Here is an 18,346-nt window from a genome sequence, read left to right on the forward strand (position 1 = left end):
ATGTTCTCGGACGCAATCAGCTCGATCTCGTCGCGCTGACGACCCAGCTCAGACCGGATCGAGCCAAAAAGCTCAGGATCGCGGTCCGACAAGGACTGGGTGAAAAATCCGTTTGTTCTATGCGGGGCGTTCACAGTTTTGATCTCCTGAAAATGGTTAGCCGGTCCAGCCAAGACCAGCGGAAATGGCGTTCATGGATTGCAGCAGCGGCACGGGAACTGACCCTGCCTGCGGTTCGTTGCGGGCGTGTTGCAGCAGTTCGACCTGAAGAGCATGAATGCGGGCCAATTCGGCCTGTTTGCGGTCAAACCTCTCGCAAAGGCGGGGAAAGCGATGGCCGATGACCTGACCACCTGTCAGAAACCGGATCGCTTTGCAGGCACTATCGTATTCCGCCTTGATTACCTGCGATACACGTTGGCGGATCTCGATATCAGAGACCAATTCGCCATACTGCGCTGCGATTTCCATATCCGTCTGATAGAGCGATTTTTCCATCTCATCGACGGCGAGGCGGAACAGGCGGGAGTGTCGAAACATGTCGTGCAACACGTCATCACCGCGCGCGCCGCGAAACTTGCGAAAACTGGCCATGGCGGTGCCGAACCCGTACCAACCAGTGATCAGGTGGCGGTTCTGCGACCACGCAAAGACCCATGGAATGGCCCGCAGGTCGTCCAGACTGGCCACGCCGAACCGACGGGTCGGACGGGACCCCATTTTCAGGCGGGCAAGTTCTTGGACAGGGCTCGCCTGCTGGAAATAGTCCAGAAAACCCGGCATCTGCAAAAGCGAGACATACGCTGTCTGTGACAACTCTGACAAAGCATCCAATGCGTCATCGAATTCAGGCCGTGAAGGCGCCTCGTCAGGGGTCGCCGTATGGCGCATCGTGCTTGACAGCAACAACTCCAGATGCGCCGCAGCCGTGCCCCGGTTGGCATATTTGGCCGAAACAACTTCGCCCTGTTCGGTCACGCGCAACCGCCCGGCAACTGTTCCGCTGGGTTGCGCGGCGATGGCGCGCCCGGTCGGTGCACCGCCCCGGCTGACCGAGCCACCGCGACCATGGAAAAACGTGGCCTTGAAACCTTGCGAGGCCAGCGCCGAGACGATCCGGCGTTGGGCGCGCTCCAACTCCCATGTTGAGCAGAAATAGCCCCCGTCCTTGCCGCTGTCCGAATATCCCAGCATCACCTCGATTACTCTACCGTCGGTTTTGAGGCTGCGACGGGCAAGCGGAACAGCCAAAACGTCGAGCAGGATCGATGGGGCATTTCGCAAATCGGCAATTGTCTCGAACAATGGGACTACCGAAAGATCCAGAGTTTCGGACCCAAACCCGGCATAGCGGGCCAATAGGTAGATGCCGAGAATATCGTCGGCCGAACGGGTCATGGACAGGATGAAGGGCCCTATTGCTTTGGGGTCCGGTCCCGATCGCACACCATGGACCAGAGCCAGAAGGGCAAGCAATTCCCGCGCCTGATCGCTTAACGCGTTGCGGTTTTGATAGGGCAGGTTCTGATCCGCCAGTTCGGTTCGCAAGCGGGCTGACCATTCGGCCGTGCCGTAAACCGGCACCTGTCCGGAATGCGACCAGATTTCGGCCAGAACATCGGTTGTGACGGTTGAATTCTGGCGGATGTCCAGCGTTGTGGTCCGGAACCCGAAAACCGAAGCGGCCCGGCGCAACTGACGGATGTGCTGCCGCGCCAGAATATCCGCGTTGACCGCACATAAAGCGGTATCAAGCGTGTCGAGATCGCCCACGAATTGCGAGATGTGATCATATCCGCTGTTTGTCAGCCGATAGCGAATGGCATTGAGTGCTTGCCGGAACGGTTCGTTCCGATTGCGGCCATCGACCGGAGCCCGGTCGACTATCGCTTGTACCTGCGTCCTGACAGGCTCAGGTAAAGGCAATATCAGCGCGCTGATGCTCAACCTTCTTGCGGCACGCTCAAGAGCTTGACAATAAAGGTCCAGAACTGTTTCGCGTCCGCGTTTCAGCGCCAATGCGGTTATCTCGGTCGTGACATTCGGGTTGCCACCGATCCAGCTGTGAAAGCGGATATCAGGAGTTTCGCTCGGCGTACGTCCCAGCACTTGCAGGCAGGCCTGATCGAATCGGCCCATAACCTGCGGGACGGCATCAAAGATTGCATCGCGGAAGAACTGAAACCCCCATTCGATCTCGTCGTGCAGGCTAGGGCGCGACAGGCGAAGTTCGCCGGTCAGCCACAAGAGATCAATCTCTCCTTCCAGGCCATTCAGCAATTCGGCGTGTTCGGTCGGGGTCCAGCGTTGCGTTTCAAGACTGACGAGGTTGCGGTAGATACGCCGATGAATTTCCAGAACCGTTACCCTCTTGGCCTCAGTCGGATGCGCGGTCAAAGTGGGACCGGTACATAGGTGGGCGGTCAGCTTTTCCACCTGGCTATAGGTCAGGGACAAGTCCGTCAGGGCTTCGGAAAAACCGCCTTCTACCGCTTCTGCGCCGTTTTGGGTTTCGGTCAATCGACGGTCCCGAACTTCGGCGTTTTCATCGATGATGCACAAGAGTTGGAACCAGATCGAAAGGGCCTGCAAATACGGCGTTGCCTCGGGTCCCGTGGGAATGGGTTGCAGCGGCGTGGCCTCGGCCCATGCCGCCACATGTGGCGCCCGTTTCAGCAATATGTTCCGCCACAACGCCCGCAATTCCGAGCGCAACCCTTCGGCATAGCTCGAAGGGTTGGGGGTGGGCTGAATATTCGGGGCCAGCGCTTGCATCAGATCACGCGATCCCGGGGTTCGCGGCCTTCAAAGAAATCATTCAGGTTATCGAGAACCCGAAACCCCATCGCCTCGCGCGCTTCGCGGGTGGCGCTGCCCAGATGCGGGAGCATCACAAGGTTGTCGCATTGCAGCAGGTCCGGGCTGATACGGGGTTCACCATCGAACACGTCCAGCGCGGCCCCGCCGATCATCTCGAACATCAGCGCCTGTATCAGCGCCCATTCGTCGATCACTTCACCGCGCGCGGTGTTGATCAGAAAGGCGTCGGGCTTCATCAGGCCCAGTCTGCGCGCGTTGATCAAATGCCGGTTGTCAGCCCCGCCGGGGCAATGCAGCGAGACGAAGTTGCATTGCGGCAGCAAGTCGTCAATCGATGCCACCTGCGTTGCATTGCACATGGCCAGCACATCCGGCGCTATCTGACTGCGGTTGTAGACGAGGATGTCCATGCCAAAGCCATGATGCGCACGGCGGGCCATCTCTTGCCCGATGCGGCCATAGCCGATAATGCCCAGCGTTTTGCCGCTGACCTTGGTTCCAACCAGATGCGTGGGCCGCCATCCGGTCCAGGTGCCGGACCGCAGCTCGCGCTCACCTTCGCCCGCGCGCCGCGCCACCATCAGCAGCAGGGTCATGGCGATATCGGCGGTGCATTCGGACAGAACATCGGGCGTATTGGTCACGGTCATGCCCAGCTCACGCGCCGAAGGTTCGCAGATGTGGCTGTATCCGACACCGTAATTGGCCAGTATTTTGGTCTGCGCACCAGGGACGTCCATTGCCTCGGCGCTCAGTATGTCCGTTACAGTTGGCAGCACCGCGTCATAAGTTTTCAAGGCTTGCCGGATTTCGGCCGGGGACATGGGTTTGTCCCCGGTGTTCAGAACAGCGTTGTAATTCTCGGCCAGCTGCGCCTCGACGGCGGCAGGCCAGCGACGGGTCACAAGAACCGAGGGTTTGACCATCACGCGGCCTCCATCACACGGGCAATTGTTTCACCGATCACAGCGGGGTTTTCGGCAACGGTCACCCCGGCGGCGGACAGGATCTCGACCTTCTCGCTGGCGCTTTCGCCAAAGGCCGAGATGATCGCACCCGCGTGGCCCATCGTGCGGCCTTTCGGGGCGGTCAGACCCGCGACATAGGCAATCACCGGTTTGGTGATGTGGTCGCGGATGTATTCCGCTGCTTCAGCTTCCTGCGGGCCGCCGATCTCGCCGATCATGGCGATGACATGGGTGTCCTCGTCCTTTTCGAAGCGCTTAAGGATGTCCTTAAAGGATGACCCGTTGATCGGGTCGCCACCAATCCCGACACTGGTCGAGACACCGATGCCGCGTTCTTTCAGCTGCGCCGCAGCCTCATAGCCCAGCGTGCCCGAGCGGCCGATGATGCCGACATGGCCGGGCAGATAGATGTGACCCGGCATGATGCCCAGCAGCGCCTTTCCGGGCGAAATCGTACCGGCACAGTTCGGCCCGGTCAGCACCATGCGCTTTTCTTTCGGATAGCGGTACATGTACCGCTTCACCCGGATCATGTCCTGCGCCGGAATTCCGTCGGTGATGCAGACACAATAGCGGATACCGGCATCTGCGGCTTCCATGATTGAATCAGCCGCAAATGGCGGGGGCACGAAAACAAGGCTGGCATCCGCGCCGGTCGCCTCGACAGCCTGTTTGACGGTGTCAAAGACCGGAACACCCTCGACGGTTTCCCCACCCTTGCCGGGTACGACACCGCCCACGACATTGGTGCCATAGTTCAACATGTCCTTGGTATGAAACCGAGCCATGCGGCCCGTAATGCCCTGCACGATGACGCGCGAGTCACGGTCGAGAAGAATGCTCATTTCACAGCCCTCATCTTGGTGCCTTGAGTAAGGTCGTTTTTCCATGCGCCAACAGCGCGTTCTGCCGCCTCCATCAGCGTTGAGGCGCGAATGATCGGCAGGCCGGATTTGGCCAGAATCTTCTGGCCCTCTTCGACATTTGTCCCAGCCAGCCGCACAACGACGGGCAGGTCGAGGTCAAGTTCCCGCAGGGCCTGAACGACACCCTCGGCCACCCAGTCGCAGCGGTTGATACCGGCGAAGATGTTGACCAGAATGGCCTGAACATTGTCGTCCGACAGGACCAGACGAAACGCCTTGGCCACACGTTCGGGCGAAGCCCCGCCCCCGATGTCGAGGAAGTTTGCAGGCTCGCCACCGGCAAGCTTGATCGTGTCCATCGTGGCCATCGCCAGACCGGCACCGTTGACGATGCAGCCGATATTTCCGTCCAGCCCGACATAAGACAGTCCGCGGTCGGCCGCGCGGCTTTCGCGCGGGTCTTCCTGGCTTTTGTCACGCAGTTCAGAGATTTGTGGATGGCGGAACAGGGCGTTGTCGTCAAAGCTCATCTTGGCGTCAAGCGCCAGCACCCGGTCGTCACCCGTGATGACCAACGGATTGATCTCGACCATTGTCGCGTCAAGCTCGCTAAAAGCGGCATAGCAGCCCTGTAGCGTACGCACCATTTGCTGGATCAGCCTGGGCTCAAGCCCCAGGTTGAATGCGATCTCGCGCGCCTGAAATTCCTGAAGCCCAACCGCCGGTTCCACGATGGAGCGGACGATACTTTCCGGGCGGTCAGCCGAGATATCCTCGATCTCCATCCCGCCCTCGGACGAGGCCACGATCATCACCCTTTGGCTTGACCGATCGAGGACTAAACCCAAATAAATCTCGCGGTCAATCGGCACCGCGGCTTCGACATAGACGCGATAGATGCCTTTGCCTTCGGGGCCGGTCTGATGCGTGACCAGCTTGCGACCAAACAGATCATCGCAGGCCTGATAGATTTCGTTCTCGGTGTTGCACAGCTTGACCCCTCCGGCCTTGCCGCGACCGCCTGCATGGACCTGCGCCTTGACGATCCATTTGTCACCGCCCAGCTCACGCGCCCGATAGGCCGCTTGCTCCGGACTGTAGGCCAGTGCGCCGGATGGTATGGCGACACCGAAATTCGAAAGAATTTCCTTTGCCTGATATTCGTGAATATCCATCTGATCCGCTCCTGTTTATGCAGCGATTGAGGTGCCGTAACGGCTTTCCAGCAGGTCTTCGATTGCGTCTTGATTGACCGTTCCGCCCAGTTCTCGGATGGCTTCGGCGAACAGACGCACAATCCGGCTGACGGCCTCGCGGTTCAATTGGTTGAGGATGCCGATGCGCACCTGCACGGGTGCGCTGAGGGTCGGCCAGATGCCAAACCCGCGCGCACGGCAGTTCTGGACCAGCTCCATCTCGCGGCCAGCCAGTTCCGGGGGCAGGTTCAGCACAATCAGGCTGGGCATGTCGGAGGTGACCTCGCAGCCCATTTCGGTAACAGCGTCGCGCAGAACCTTCTCATGCGTCTTGTACGATGCGGACCGCTTGGCCAGACTTTCCTGAAGGGTTAGGCGCAGGGATTCATGGAAGGCCGCAACGGCGTAGCCCGAATGGGTGCGGTGATAGGTGCCCTTTTCAACATCCTGCCCATCAACAATGCCCCAATGGCGGGCCTCAAAGATGGGATTGTGCACATAGGTATAGGCACCGGTGGTTCTGAGTGATGCGATATAGGCGTCGGTAAAGCTGACAGGGGCATAGGTCAGCGGCAGGCAGCATAGACCTTTCTGCGGGCAGGACGCCCATCCGGCGATGCCCGGAAAATCGTCTATCGAGAAGTCATCGACGCCCAGAGACGACACCGCATCGATCAGACCCATCGCGCCATGACGTTCGCACGCGTCGGAAAATCCGCGCAGGTCATTGATGCGGCCAGATCCGGTTTCCCAATGCGCCATGAAAGCCCATTTCGGTTTGTGCTGCGCGAGAGTCGCCTCGACCAGATCACCGGTGACCGGCTGGCCGTGCGGAACCTCGATCACGGTGACGCTGGCGGCCTGAGGCGCCATCGGGTTGGCTGCATGTTCTTCGGGCGTCGCCGCCTTGATCCGCAGGGTCAGCGCGTCGATCCCCGAGAATGTGCCGTTGGCAAAAGCAACGACCTTGTCGCCAGGCATGACAGCCGAAAACATGGTGTCCAGGGCGCTCCAACCGGTGCCGGCAACAGCAAAGGTATAGGCGTTTTGGGTACCCCAGATTTTCCGCAGCATGTGCTTGCATTCGACCATCCCCCTAAGGACGTCCCCCTGCATGTGATCGGCAACGCCTGCATTGGCAAAGGCCTTGAGGACGCGGGCATCCGTGTTACCCGGCCCCGGCCCCGCAGCGAGGGTTTGGGGGATTTCGAGCGGAGGGAAAATCTGAAAAGTCATGGTCTGGCATCCTCGGCTGTTGGCCGGGCATTGCGGCCCGTCGTGTCAAGTTGCCGAGCAGGAAACGCGAGCTTGCCTTATGACGCAACGTAACTTACTACTGCTTTTGGATGGCCAATAGGATGGGGCAATACCTACCCGTTTTGGCAAAAATACGAAGGTATACAAAGAAACTCCCTATCCTTATGGGTAGGTTTTTCCGAATTCGGGGCAAAATCATATGGTTGAGACACCGAGCAAACCCATCGACATCATGCTGGCGGACGGCAACCCGCTGGTTCTGTCGGCCATGTCCGAAATATTCGAGCGGGACCCCCGATTCTCGCTGATGGCCACGTCAGCAACGGCCGAAGGGTTTCTGGGAACGGTGATGCGGGTTCCCGTTCAGGTCGGTGTCGTCGACTGGACGCTTCCGGTTTTAGGCGCTGCCAAACTGATCGAGGTTCTGCGCGATCAGCCCAACGCCCCGCGCTTTGTCGTTTATGGCGACACTGGCGGCGATGTCCCGCGATTGGCGATGCAGGCGGGTGCGGCCGGATTTGCCGCCCGCACGGGCGAGGTTGAGGGCCTGCTGGAAACCTGCGCCAAAGTTGCAGCGGGTAAGATGGTATTCCCGTTCATAGATATCCGGAAAATGCAACAGGACCCGATCCAGAGCCTGTCGCGTAAAGAACGCGCAATTCTGGAGGCGCTGGCGCAGGGAATGTCGAACCGGGATTTGTCAAAGGAACTTCAGATTTCGACAAACACGGTCAAGTTTCACCTATCCAACATCTACGAAAAGCTGAGTGTCAAAAACCGCACGCAGGCCATTGCGTATTTCTATTCGTCTCAGCAGTCGCGAAACTAGACCAAAGGCGATCTGGGTGCCGGTGTTTCCCGACAGGTTTTTCCTCTGGCCCTGACCAATTCTGGATACCGTCAGCGGCAAGGGACACTACGCTTGTCCTGAGCGCTTTGCCGCGCGTTGCAGCGGGTACAACCCTGCGTTGCTTCCGCGAATCCCCCAGACATGTTACCTTGGGTCACCTTTAATGATTTGACTTATTTTTCTGACATCTCGTTTTTTCAGCTCTTTCTCGAGAGGTGACGTTCATGTCCGACTCCAGCAGTGAGCCCCCGCGCATAACGCTGTCCCTACCAAATCTTCGGCCAAGCCCATCGATATCAGCGGAAATTTCCGGCACTGTCGCGGCTGGTGCGCACAGCGTTGAGGATCAGAAGCGGGTTGAGGCGGAAAAGCTCAAGGCATTGCGCCGTGGCGTCGGAATTGAGCTGTCCTCAGAAGTGATCAACGATCTGGTCGACCGGCGCGTCCAGTCGACTGGTGCGGTTTTTCGTCAGCTTGCAACCATTCGCGAAGATCTGGCCGGAGGCTTTCTGGGGGCGGTCGTTCCCACCCTCGCCCCGAAATTGCGGGGGGAACTGATCAACCCTGACGGGACCCCTGCCGAACGCGTGATCGTCGAGGTCCTGCGCCCCACCTTTACCGCCAATGAAGGGATCGACGACGCAGATTTTTCGTGGGCTGTCAAAGCCGCCGTCACGGACGCGCGTGGTCTTTTTTCGGTTGATCTGCCTAATCTCCGCCTGCCGCAGAACGGCCTGCGGTTACGGATCAGGGGTCAGAACACCACCCTGACAGAAGCCGTGCCACGCGTTGACGCGCTGGACGGCGAAATGGGTCTTGTGGTACTGGATCGCACTGTCCTGCCTTTGCAGCGTTCGATCGTCGGTGAGCTGGCCGATATCTTGCCGGTGGATCCCGAGGATGCCGAAGAAAACATATCAGATTTCACCGGTACACAGGCCCCTATCGTGCTGGGCGAGGGCGATTGCGCGTCGGAGTACCGAACCGAAGGCGGCACGGTTTCACGGCGGCGCTATTCGGTTCTGTACCGGCTGATTGATCCCCTCGTCGGGCCCAAGAATATCGTTCGAACGCGCCCCATAGGTGGGGGCCGCTTTGTGACGACTATCCCGGGCACAGCCTTTGCTCAGGCCAATCTGTCAGCCGAAACGCTTCTGGCGGCGTTTAACAATGACGGGGGTGATTGGGATTTTCGAGACCGGATTCCGATTGACGAACCCATTGATATTGAAGACTTCTTTGAAGATCTTGAGGAACGGCCGCAGGATGTGCCCAAAGCGTCGAGCCTTGCGCTTGGCTATATTGCCAAGATGCGGTCGACTGCTGTCCACGCTGGCATGTCTTTGGGTCGGCTGGTCTATTCCCTACCGCTTGCCCCCGGAGAAGAGCAGCGGATTGTCGTGTCGGAACAACGCGAAACACTGAGCGTACGTGAACGAGAGAGCCTGACATTTGAAGAGCAACAGGAATTCGAGGAAGCCCGCAACACGTCCTTTGACAGTACGTTTGAAAGCGCGCTGGATGAGGTGATTCAGGGCACGTCCTCGTTTTCGACCCGCGCATTTTCAAAAAGCTTCGGGGGCGCAGGTGGCGTTGGTGGCGGCCTGTTCGGAGGCATCGGGGCCATCGTTGGCGGCGTGGGCTTCAGCGGCGCACGGTCCAGTTCGAATTCTTCCGGCAATTCGTCCAACACGCAGAACACATCACGCGATTTTCTGTCCGACACGCATGAGACATTCTCTGCCGCGCTTGAACGGGCGGCTTCGGTCAAGCGTAACTCGGCACGGACCAGTGTGCGCACTGCAACTGCGACGGATCGGCGGACGGCAACAACAAAATTCGTGGCCAACCGCAATCATTGCCACGCAATGACCATGCAATGGTTCGAAGTTCTGCGCGACTTTTCCCTGGAAACGCGTATCGAGGGGGTGCAGTTGGTGGTCTTTGTACCCATGCAACTCATCCGCTTCCGCCGTCTGGGGCAAGGCGATCAGTTGCCGGGCAATGTCACCCGGTCCGGATTGCTGAGCCGGTACAAGGTCATCCTGCGCCATGCCGAAGTGTTCCGGCGCGTGTTCCGAAGCCGCCGCAGATTCCGCAGCGCACTGAAGCTGCTGGAAGAGTTTTATGCGGACAAGGACGCAACACCGCAGAACGCGCCCGGCGTCGCACAGGACATCGTCAGTTTCGAGGCGCAGGGCACGTTCATGCCCAATGATGACATTTCTGTCGTGATCTTCACGCAGGATGGCGACCGGGTCGGACCTGTTCCGCTGACCGGATCGCCGATAGACATCGACAACCTGCATGACCTGCCAGCAGAAACACGCGAGAACCTGCTTGTCCGGCTGGCTGATGCGCGGCGTGATCCGACCAAGCGCCGGACCTATACCGGCTCTGTCGCTTTGCCCCGTTCGGTCGAGCGGTCGGATATCGCCCGTGTCGAGCTGCGCAGGCGGACGGGTTCGTTTGCCTATTCGTTCTACACTGGTCCGGATCCCATCAACATTTTCAACATCTGGGAACATCTGGCCAATCTGGAAGATGCCGACGATCTGGATCGGGCCACCCGCAATATCAACCGCAGCCTTCGCACCACGATCTCGGGCTCGGACTTTGACGATCTGGTGGGTCCGCCCATGGTCAGTGAGTTCGAGGCGCGTATGAATGAAAACGCCCAGACCGTTGTTGATGACAATACGTTCCAGGCGCTGCCTGCCACCCTGCCCTTTTCCGTGCAGGAGGTGCCGGACGTTCTTTCACGCCGGGATCTGCGCCGCATCGAAGAGATGTACCAGCATGTTGTGGCCAACACCGTTCGCTATTCCCGCGTGATCTGGGCCAGCATGACGGACGAAGAACGTGCGATCCTGCTGGAACGCTTCACCATCGGGGTACCGGAAGGCGGGCTGGACGATGCCTCAAGCGAGATATCGCTGCTCAGCACCGTCCAGAACAAGGTGTTGGGGTTCTATGGCAATGCCATGATCATGCCCTTCTCGATCCCGCCCGATCTGGCCGACCGGATGGAGATGCGGACCGGTGATATTCAGGACAGTCTGCTGGCCTTCCACCGCGAGGATTTCCGGCCACCGCGCCGCACGATTTCACTGCCGACCAGAGGATTGCTGGGCGAGGCCGTTCTGGGCCGCTGCAATTCCTGCGAGATGATCGACCACCGCCGCTTCTGGAACTGGCAGGACAGCCCGACACCGCCGCCGGTTGGCGACGCGCCGGTCCTGCCTGCTGACAGTGACGCCATCTTTGGCACACGCGCGCCGTCAGACCTGCCGAACAACCAGCCTTCGAACACGCTTACTATTGCAGGGGGCGACATTGGCACCGGCCAGGCTGTGCCCACGTCGCAACTGGCCGAAATCCTCAAGGCCGCGCCTGATCTTGCGCGGGCGGGAACCGATCTTACGGGCCTGAAGGAACTGCAAGCCCAGCTGGCGCTTGAAACGCAATCGGTCGCTGCGGGGCGAGACAAGGCCATCGACACGGCAACGGATCTGACGAAAGAACTGGTTGGAAAGGCCACGGAACTTGCGGGTAAAGGTCAGGAAATCGCTGCCGCCCGCAAAGAGGAAGAGGCCAAGAAAGCCGCCGCTGACAAAAAGGCGTTCGATGCCAGCAACGCCGCCAAGATCAAGGGGTTTGAGGATATCGCCAAGAACGCCTCGGGTGTCGCCGCATTGATTGGCGGACAGGCAGACGGCAACCGGGCAGCCTTTACGCAAAACCTGTTCAAGGATTTCCCCGGCGGGGCTGCGGCTTTGGCCAACCCGTCCAACACACTGCTTCTGGCCAAGCTTTTCGGGGCCTTCACCAAGGCGAACGCGGATGCCGATGACGGCAGCGCGACCAAGGCTGGCAGCCAGTCGGTGCTGGATTTCCTCAATGGCCTGAACGCCCCTGCGGAGGACGACAATGAGTGACACGAGCACAAATGTGACGGACAAACCGGGAATTGATGAAAGCCTTGCCGAGGCGATCATCAACATTCTTGAAACGACCAACTCTCCGGCGATCCAGCGCGCCCGTGAGGTGATTGCCCATAGGCTGGCCATTGCGGGCGATATTGCCCCCTCGCGCATCCCTGCGCCGCGCAACATCACCGAGATCGGCGGCTATATCAATCTGCTGAGCGAGTATGGTGAGGCCGAACAGCGCGCTCGCATGATCGCGGCCGCTTTGGGTATCGCGGGACCGCAGATTTCGCTGCCGCAACCGGGTGCCGTTCCGCCGATGTCTTTCATCACCCGCGACGGTGCAAGGCCCGTTGGTCCGCAGCAGGCCAGTTTCCCGCTGAGCTATACGATCCGCAGTGATTTCGTTCCGGCCTTCGACAATGCGTTGCAGGAGATCGCGATACGTGGCGGTGCGGTACCGATCCTGACACCTGTCAGGGTCCTTCCGGCCGCCGGATCAGGCCCGGTGACCGACGGCATCGCACAGCTGGCTTTGATCGGCCGGACCCTCAGCCTGGCACCGACCGCGGCGCTGCATGCCGTGGCCACCGACCCCCTGTCGCTCAGCCGTCCGACTGCGGGTGGCGGGTTCGAGGTTCTGGCACGGGTCATCGACGCCGCCGCCCCGATTGCCGGGACCATCGCGGCGGCAGACTGGACAAGCTGGGAATGCGATGCTGCTGCCTGTTCCGAGGTTGACAGCAACGATGCGCGCTTTGCCCTTTCACCGATCCTGAATGCGGCCGGTTGGCACCAGGCGGCTGATCCCGGCAATCCCACCAGCCTGTCCGATCCCGGCAGCTGGGCCGCGTGGCAAAACATCACCGGGCTTGTACCCGGCGTCACGCGGTTCGCGGATGAGCTGCAATTGCTGTACCCTGCCGAGATGCTCATCACCTCGCCGGTCTTCAATCAATTGGACAATGTCTGGACGGGAAGCGCATTCGCCGCGCCATAGGACCCCCTCTGCATCCGCAACAAAGTGATTTGGCGGCACTTGGCTTTTGGAGTTACGCTTGAACAGGAGGGGTGCCATGCGAAACCCGGAACGTTTCGAAAAATTCTACTTTGCCAAAGTTGGCATGGGCGAAGCCTGCGGTTGCGCCGAGCGCATCATCGACGTTTTCGAGTTCAACCGAAAAGGTGGCGCGCCGTCGAAACACCCGGTGAAACAGGACCGTCGCAGACGCCTATCGTTTCGCGCATGGGCAGTCAGATATGGGCTTATGAGCCGAAAGCGGAACAGCTGAACACGTATTGGTCCTGTCAGACAGCAACCAGTTTTCCGTCTCGCAAATCCAGCGCATCCGGTGCCAGTTCGGCTCGGAAGGCCGGGGAATGGCTGACAAGAAGGATCGCTTGCGGCAATGCCCGGAGGATTTCCAGCAGCCGGGCCTCGTTCCGTGGGTCCAGCGCGTTGGTGGGTTCATCAAGCAGCAGAACCTCGGGCTCCATCGCCAGAACGGTCGCCAGCGTAACCAGCCGTTTTTCACCCCCTGACAAATTGTGGGTGATGCGGTTCTTCAGATGCATCAGGTCCAGATCACCCAACACGCTTTCAACGATGGCAAGTGCTTCGTCGCGTGTTCTGCCCAGGTTGAGCGGGCCAAAGGCGATATCCTCGGCGACGGTCGGGCAGAACAACTGATCATCCGCATCCTGAAACACAAGGCCCACCCGGCGGCGCACGTCGTGAAAATCAGCCTCATGCACCCTTTGCTGACCAAAGATCCTGACCGTGCCGGACTGTGCGCGCTGCAAGCCAAGCGTAATGCGCAGCAAGGTCGATTTTCCTGCCCCGTTCGGGCCCGTCAGCGACAGGCGTTGACCAGCGGACAGGCTGAGGCTGGCACCGTCAAGAACGGGTGGCTGACCGGCGTAGGCAAAGCGGATTTCTTCAAGCGCAATCAGTGTCATGCCAAATCCAGTATGATCAGACCCGCGCAAAGAGCACCAAGACCTGCAGCAAAAACGATGTCCCTTCGGGTCAGGGTAAAGTCCTGAAGCAACAGCATACGGCCTGAAAAACCCCGGCATTTCATCGCATCAAGAATGCGTTCGGATCTTTCGATCGCGCGCACCAGCATCATGCCCACGAGATAGCCAAAGCTGCGATAGGTGTGCCAGTTTGTTGCCGGGCGAAAGCCGCGCACTTTCATGGCCGCGTGCAGGCGCAGGTATTCTTCCCGCAGAACCTCGATATATCGGATGGTGAACATCAAAAGGTGAACCAGCTTTTCGGGGCAGCGCAGGCGGTGCAGGGCGTGGCCAAGCGTGACCGGCTCCATCGTGCCGACCAGCACCATAAGGGACAGGATGACCGCGTTGGCCGTCAAGGCGATCTCGACCGCTTTCCAGAAGCCCTGCCAGCTTGCGGGGAACCCCCAGAGCGTAAACATCGGGTCGCCGGGCATGGAGAATGGCAACAACACCAGCATGAACAGGATGAACCCGTCCATCATGGCCATGCGTTTTAATGTCATCCGCCAGGGCAGACGCGACGCGGCAAGAAGCGAAAGGGACACCGCCAAAGCCGCGCACAGCGCTGTCAGCGAGGACACCGCCACTGTCACCACCGCGAAGACAACCGCCATAACGATCCGCATCCTAGGATCAAGCGGGTTGATCGCGCCGCGCCGCTGCGTGCCCGCTTTGACCAGCGTGCTTTCCTGTTGTCCCAGAACATGCGCCATCAGGCCGCCAGCTTGCGGCGTGCCGCAAAGTAAAAGCCCAGACCAAACAGACCGACGATATATCCGATCCCACCCAGAACAGTTTGCAGATCATTTTGTTCGCGGTAAGCCGCGATCTCGCGTCGTAGCGGGCGCAGCTCATCACGAACAGCCCTGGCAATGACCTGTTGTTGTTCATCGCTGAGCACCGCCGCTGTCTGGGCAGGTGCGTTTGTTGGCGGGGTATCAGGTTCCGCTTCAACGCCCATGATCCGGGCGACATCCGCAGCGGGCATGGTGACCTCGGCCACATGTCCGGCACCAAGGTTTGCAAAGAATGTATGGGCCACCGGCGCGTTTGGCGTGTAGATAAAGAACCCATCTGCATCTGTTACGATACGGCCCAGCTCGGCTCCGTCCGGGCCGTTGACGATGACCTCGGTATCGCTTGCCATGTCGCCGTTGGAAAAGCCGATTTCGCCTTCGATGGCGTCACCGGATTTAAACACTCCGGCTATGACCTTATGCGCTAAGGCAGGTAGGGGTGCGCAGCACAGCGCCAGAACGATTGCCAGATACCTCATGCGACCGCTCGTTTGACAAACAGCTCGGGCTTGACCTTGCGCGCCAGCAAAACCGCGAACCCGGTCAGGATCGCCTCAATCGCCATGACAGGAATATGTGCAAAGAAAACAAGCTTGGCCGCAGGCAGGAAGGCATCCCCGGACAAGGCCAGTGAAAACGCAACCATGCCGGTTGTGGCGGCAGTGGCAAAGGCACCGCCGACCCCGCCCCATATCGCACCTTGCAGCGGTGAGCCGTGGGCGATCAGGCGGCTAAAGATCAGTCCGGCCAGAACCGCGGGCAACGCGATGTTCAGGGTGTTGATCCCCAATACCGTCAACCCGCCAAAGCCAAAGAAGACGGCTTGCAGCAAAAGCCCGACGAACAGGGCCGGGAATGCGGCCCACCCCAGCAAAAGCCCGGCCATACCGTTGAGGATCAGGTGCACCGACGACGGACCAATAGGAACATGGATCAGCGATGCCACGAAAAAGCTGGCTGACACCACCCCCGCAGTGGGGATGCGATCAAGATCCAGCGACCTGAGGCCCATGGCAATTCCACCCGCCGCAGCGACGGCACCGCCGATCACAACCGGGTTGGACAAGGCTCCGTCAACGATATGCATCTACGGTTACTCCAAATCCCAGGCGCGGATCCAGATGACCGCGTCCTGGCTGAGTTCTTTGCCATTGTGTTCGGTCACGGGACCGGCGCCGAGCGCTGCAAAACCCCAATATCCGGCTTTTGGAACGCCGAATGTGAAATACCCGTTATCATCCGAAGTTGCGACCAATGCACCACCCGGCAACGGCGAGACGGTCGGGGCCGAAGCAGCCGTGCTTTCCATGTCCGGTTCTGCGGCCATGTACTCGATCTCGATCTCGGCACCCGCAACCGGTTGGCCTTCTGCCATAACTCGACCCGTAAAGGTCGAACCCGCGATGATGTTGGTCGGTTTGTTGAGCGGGATGATCTCAACCGGCAAGCCCACCGGGTTCATCCAGTCGGTCGGCAATTCGTTGCGGTTCAGGAATGCCTTGGCGATCTGCTGGATATAGATATCCTCAGACCCCTCGTAATAGGGCTGGGGAACTGTCACCAGCACATAGTCGCCCGACCGTTTGACCGGAACATAACCCTTGAATGCCGCGCCTTCGTTTTCCCCACCGGTGAAACGCACGGGTTCCAGAGTGTCCAGCAGGTCGGTTTTCTGACCGTTGTGGATCACGTAGAATTCCTGCGGCTTGTCCAGATCCATGACATGCCCGTTCGAGAACGGATGCCAGAAGATCAGCTTGACCGGAACATTCCCCGGTGCGTCGATCATGGTGTCAGAGGTGTATTCCAGCAGGAAATGCGCATTTGCCATCGCTGGAAGCGCCATCGCCACAGCGGCCGCAGAAAGCAGCTTGGTCATCAATAGTCGTCCTTGTCCCATCGTACCAACCCCGGTACGAGATGCGTTTTGACTGCGGGGACGTCCAAGCCGAGCTGCTTTTTCAAGCATCCTGCTCCGACGCACATCCCGTCGCCGATTAGGAGTGCCCTTGTCAAAGGCACATGTCCGGCAGGTATCCTGACTTGCGGGTCAAAGCGTTGGGCTGGCCTTCCCGGATTAACTCCAGTGGCACTTCAGCCCTGCTCGCCGCTTACAGTTGCGGGTGCAGTTGCGGAATTGGGCCAAAGCCCGCACCGCATTCCCTATTGATTCCAGAGCACGCCCCGGAACCGGACATGCCGAGCGGCTTGCCAGACTTCTTCGGCATCCGTCAACGATCAATTGCGCTGGCTGTCAAAAAGTTCAGCGGGCAATGCCCTTTTTCCGGTTGATCCGCTTTGGATACAGGTCGGGGTTTTTCGGGGATGAACCTACCCCTCGAGCAGGTATCTTTCCGACAATGGCAAACTGGCCGCCCCCAATGACCGGGCATCCGGGCCCGCCGCCCCTGCCAGCACCAAGGGCCGTTCAAGCCCGGTCAGGTTCATATGGGATAGTTTGAGCTCAACCCTTTCCACCAGCCGCGCCTTGATATCAGCAGGCATCCAGCCATCAATCTTGACACATTCGAAATCGATCAGGCTGCAAGAAGAGACGATGGCATGGGCGATTCCGTGCGCCGCCTGGTTCAGCCAATTCTCAAGGTGGGTTTCCGGTACGTCCCAATGCCGTGTCGTTTCCCAGATTGAGCCGGCTGTTTCGGCATTCCCACCAACTGCGCGCTCCAGCACATAAAGACTGGCGACATCTATCAATGGTTTCACTCCGCCTGCGTCGTCCGGCACAGGCAATGGACCAAGCGCACCGGCATTTCCCCGCCCTGAAAAGATGGAGCCGTTCAGAACCACCCCGCCCCCGATGAAGAAGCCGACATAGAAATACAGGAAATCTCGTGGGCCTTCTGCAGGGCCAAACACCAGCTCGGCACCGCAGGCCGCGGTTGCGTCGTTCTGCAAAAATACCGGCACGTCATAGCTTGCGGCTAGCGCGCCTTTCAGGTCCGCGTCACGCCACGGATCCATTTTTTCCTGAGGAACCTGCAATGTTTGTGCCCAGTCCCAAAGGTAGAACGGCATGGCAATCCCAAGGCCCGCGATTCTGCTGCGCGCCTCGGGCGACATTGACGCCATCACTTTGTCGAGGCTTTCTGTGGAAAAGCTCAATGTCGCCTCGGGCGTCGGAAAATCATAGGTCCGCCGTTCGCGGTGCCTGACGTTGCCAAGAAAATCCGTCAGCACCAGTTCGGTACTACGCCGCCCGACTTTGAGCCCAAAGAAATACGCGCCGTCCGGGTTCAGGCGCATGGGAACCGATGGCTGCCCAACTTTTCCCCGGATCGGTTCGCCCCGCAACAGCAACCCATCGTTCTCCAACTGGCGCATGATGACCGAGACCGTCTGCGCCGACAGGCCGGTCATGCGCGCGATTTCAGATTTTGCGAGGGCCTGATGGCGCCGGACCAGTGACAGGACAAGCCGTTCATTTCGGGCCCGCATTCCACTTTGGTTGGTGCCGCGCATGTCTGGCTCGCGTACGCCAGTAGTATTGCCCTGAGAGTTCATTGCAGACACGGCCATCCCCTTCATGACGACAATGTAAAAACCCTTCCTTTCTGTCAATAATAAATAAGAGTGATTTATTTATTGACTCGAAATTCGAATCTTGTGATGGTTTTCACGTT

Annotated in this window: 15 protein-coding genes, 1 pseudogene and 1 riboswitch; of the genes and pseudogenes, 4 read left to right on the forward strand and 12 right to left on the reverse strand. The window is 59.3% G+C overall.

The features are described from left to right. The 6 genes and pseudogenes from glyA to ACR0BF_RS19255 form a co-directional block, all read right to left on the reverse strand. Nucleotides 1–134, reverse strand: a pseudogene (gene glyA, locus ACR0BF_RS19230) (serine hydroxymethyltransferase); the annotation flags it as partial. Between the two features lie 22 nt (nt 135–156). Then, on the reverse strand, nt 157–2,775 hold the full coding sequence (locus ACR0BF_RS19235) for a phosphoenolpyruvate carboxylase (RefSeq protein ID WP_480625579.1): 2,619 nt from the start codon (nt 2,773–2,775) through the stop codon (nt 157–159). After that, on the reverse strand, nt 2,775–3,746 hold the full coding sequence (locus ACR0BF_RS19240) for a 2-hydroxyacid dehydrogenase (protein ID WP_480625580.1): 972 nt from the start codon (nt 3,744–3,746) through the stop codon (nt 2,775–2,777). The genes ACR0BF_RS19235 and ACR0BF_RS19240 overlap by 1 nt, the downstream gene beginning before the upstream one ends. Beyond that, a complete protein-coding gene (sucD, locus tag ACR0BF_RS19245) occupies nt 3,746–4,633 on the reverse strand; it encodes a succinate--CoA ligase subunit alpha (protein WP_480477448.1) in 888 nt (295 codons plus the stop codon). The genes ACR0BF_RS19240 and sucD overlap by 1 nt, the downstream gene beginning before the upstream one ends. Further along, a complete protein-coding gene (locus ACR0BF_RS19250) occupies nt 4,630–5,829 on the reverse strand; it encodes a malate--CoA ligase subunit beta (RefSeq protein ID WP_480521298.1) in 1,200 nt (399 codons plus the stop codon). The genes sucD and ACR0BF_RS19250 overlap by 4 nt, the downstream gene beginning before the upstream one ends. Before the next feature lie 15 nt (nt 5,830–5,844). Beyond that, nucleotides 5,845–7,086: a pyridoxal-phosphate-dependent aminotransferase family protein gene (locus ACR0BF_RS19255; protein WP_480625581.1), complete on the reverse strand. Its 1,242-nt coding sequence runs from the start codon at nt 7,084–7,086 to the stop codon at nt 5,845–5,847. Between the two features lie 220 nt (nt 7,087–7,306). On the opposite strand from ACR0BF_RS19255, the gene ACR0BF_RS19260 reads away from it, so the two are divergent. From ACR0BF_RS19260 to ACR0BF_RS19275, 4 genes are all read left to right on the forward strand, one after another. Continuing rightward, nucleotides 7,307–7,936, forward strand: a complete 630-nt coding sequence (locus ACR0BF_RS19260; RefSeq protein WP_480625582.1) for a response regulator transcription factor — start codon at nt 7,307–7,309, stop codon at nt 7,934–7,936. Nucleotides 7,937–8,181: 245 nt separating this feature from the next. After that, the gene (locus tag ACR0BF_RS19265) at nt 8,182–11,895 is read left to right on the forward strand and encodes a hypothetical protein (RefSeq protein WP_480625583.1); all 3,714 of its coding nucleotides are present in this window, start codon (nt 8,182–8,184) and stop codon (nt 11,893–11,895) included. Then, entirely contained in the window at nt 11,888–12,886 is a 999-nt protein-coding gene (locus ACR0BF_RS19270; RefSeq protein WP_480607512.1) for a hypothetical protein, read from the forward strand. Before ACR0BF_RS19265 ends, ACR0BF_RS19270 begins: the two co-directional genes overlap by 8 nt. 76 nt (nt 12,887–12,962) lie before the next feature. Beyond that, on the forward strand, nt 12,963–13,178 hold the full coding sequence (locus tag ACR0BF_RS19275; RefSeq protein WP_480555953.1) for a hypothetical protein: 216 nt from the start codon (nt 12,963–12,965) through the stop codon (nt 13,176–13,178). 16 nt (nt 13,179–13,194) lie between these two features. Here ACR0BF_RS19275 and ACR0BF_RS19280 read toward each other — a convergent pair whose 3' ends face one another. From ACR0BF_RS19280 to ACR0BF_RS19305, 6 genes are all read right to left on the reverse strand, one after another. Next, nucleotides 13,195–13,845 (reverse strand): energy-coupling factor ABC transporter ATP-binding protein, encoded by a 651-nt coding sequence (locus tag ACR0BF_RS19280; protein WP_480555954.1) that lies wholly within the window; start codon nt 13,843–13,845, stop codon nt 13,195–13,197. Next, the gene (gene cbiQ / locus ACR0BF_RS19285) at nt 13,842–14,621 is read right to left on the reverse strand and encodes a cobalt ECF transporter T component CbiQ (RefSeq protein ID WP_480625584.1); all 780 of its coding nucleotides are present in this window, start codon (nt 14,619–14,621) and stop codon (nt 13,842–13,844) included. The genes ACR0BF_RS19280 and cbiQ overlap by 4 nt, the downstream gene beginning before the upstream one ends. Further along, nucleotides 14,621–15,184 carry a cobalt ABC transporter permease gene (locus ACR0BF_RS19290; protein WP_480625585.1) on the reverse strand — a complete coding sequence of 188 codons (564 nt, stop codon included), beginning with the start codon at nt 15,182–15,184 and terminating at the stop codon, nt 14,621–14,623. Before ACR0BF_RS19290 ends, cbiQ begins: the two co-directional genes overlap by 1 nt. Then, nucleotides 15,181–15,792 (reverse strand): cobalt transporter CbiM, encoded by a 612-nt coding sequence (cbiM, locus tag ACR0BF_RS19295; RefSeq protein ID WP_480625586.1) that lies wholly within the window; start codon nt 15,790–15,792, stop codon nt 15,181–15,183. Before cbiM ends, ACR0BF_RS19290 begins: the two co-directional genes overlap by 4 nt. 6 nt (nt 15,793–15,798) lie before the next feature. After that, nucleotides 15,799–16,584, reverse strand: a complete 786-nt coding sequence (locus ACR0BF_RS19300; protein ID WP_480521280.1) for a DUF4198 domain-containing protein — start codon at nt 16,582–16,584, stop codon at nt 15,799–15,801. Between the two features lie 132 nt (nt 16,585–16,716). Next, a riboswitch (cobalamin riboswitch) is annotated at nt 16,717–16,915 on the reverse strand. A 121-nt stretch (nt 16,916–17,036) separates the two neighbouring features. After that, entirely contained in the window at nt 17,037–18,227 is a 1,191-nt protein-coding gene (locus tag ACR0BF_RS19305; protein ID WP_480625594.1) for an ROK family transcriptional regulator, read from the reverse strand. Between the last annotated feature and the right edge of the window lie 119 nt (nt 18,228–18,346).

The organism is Ruegeria sp. AG7, from assembly GCF_056541545.1.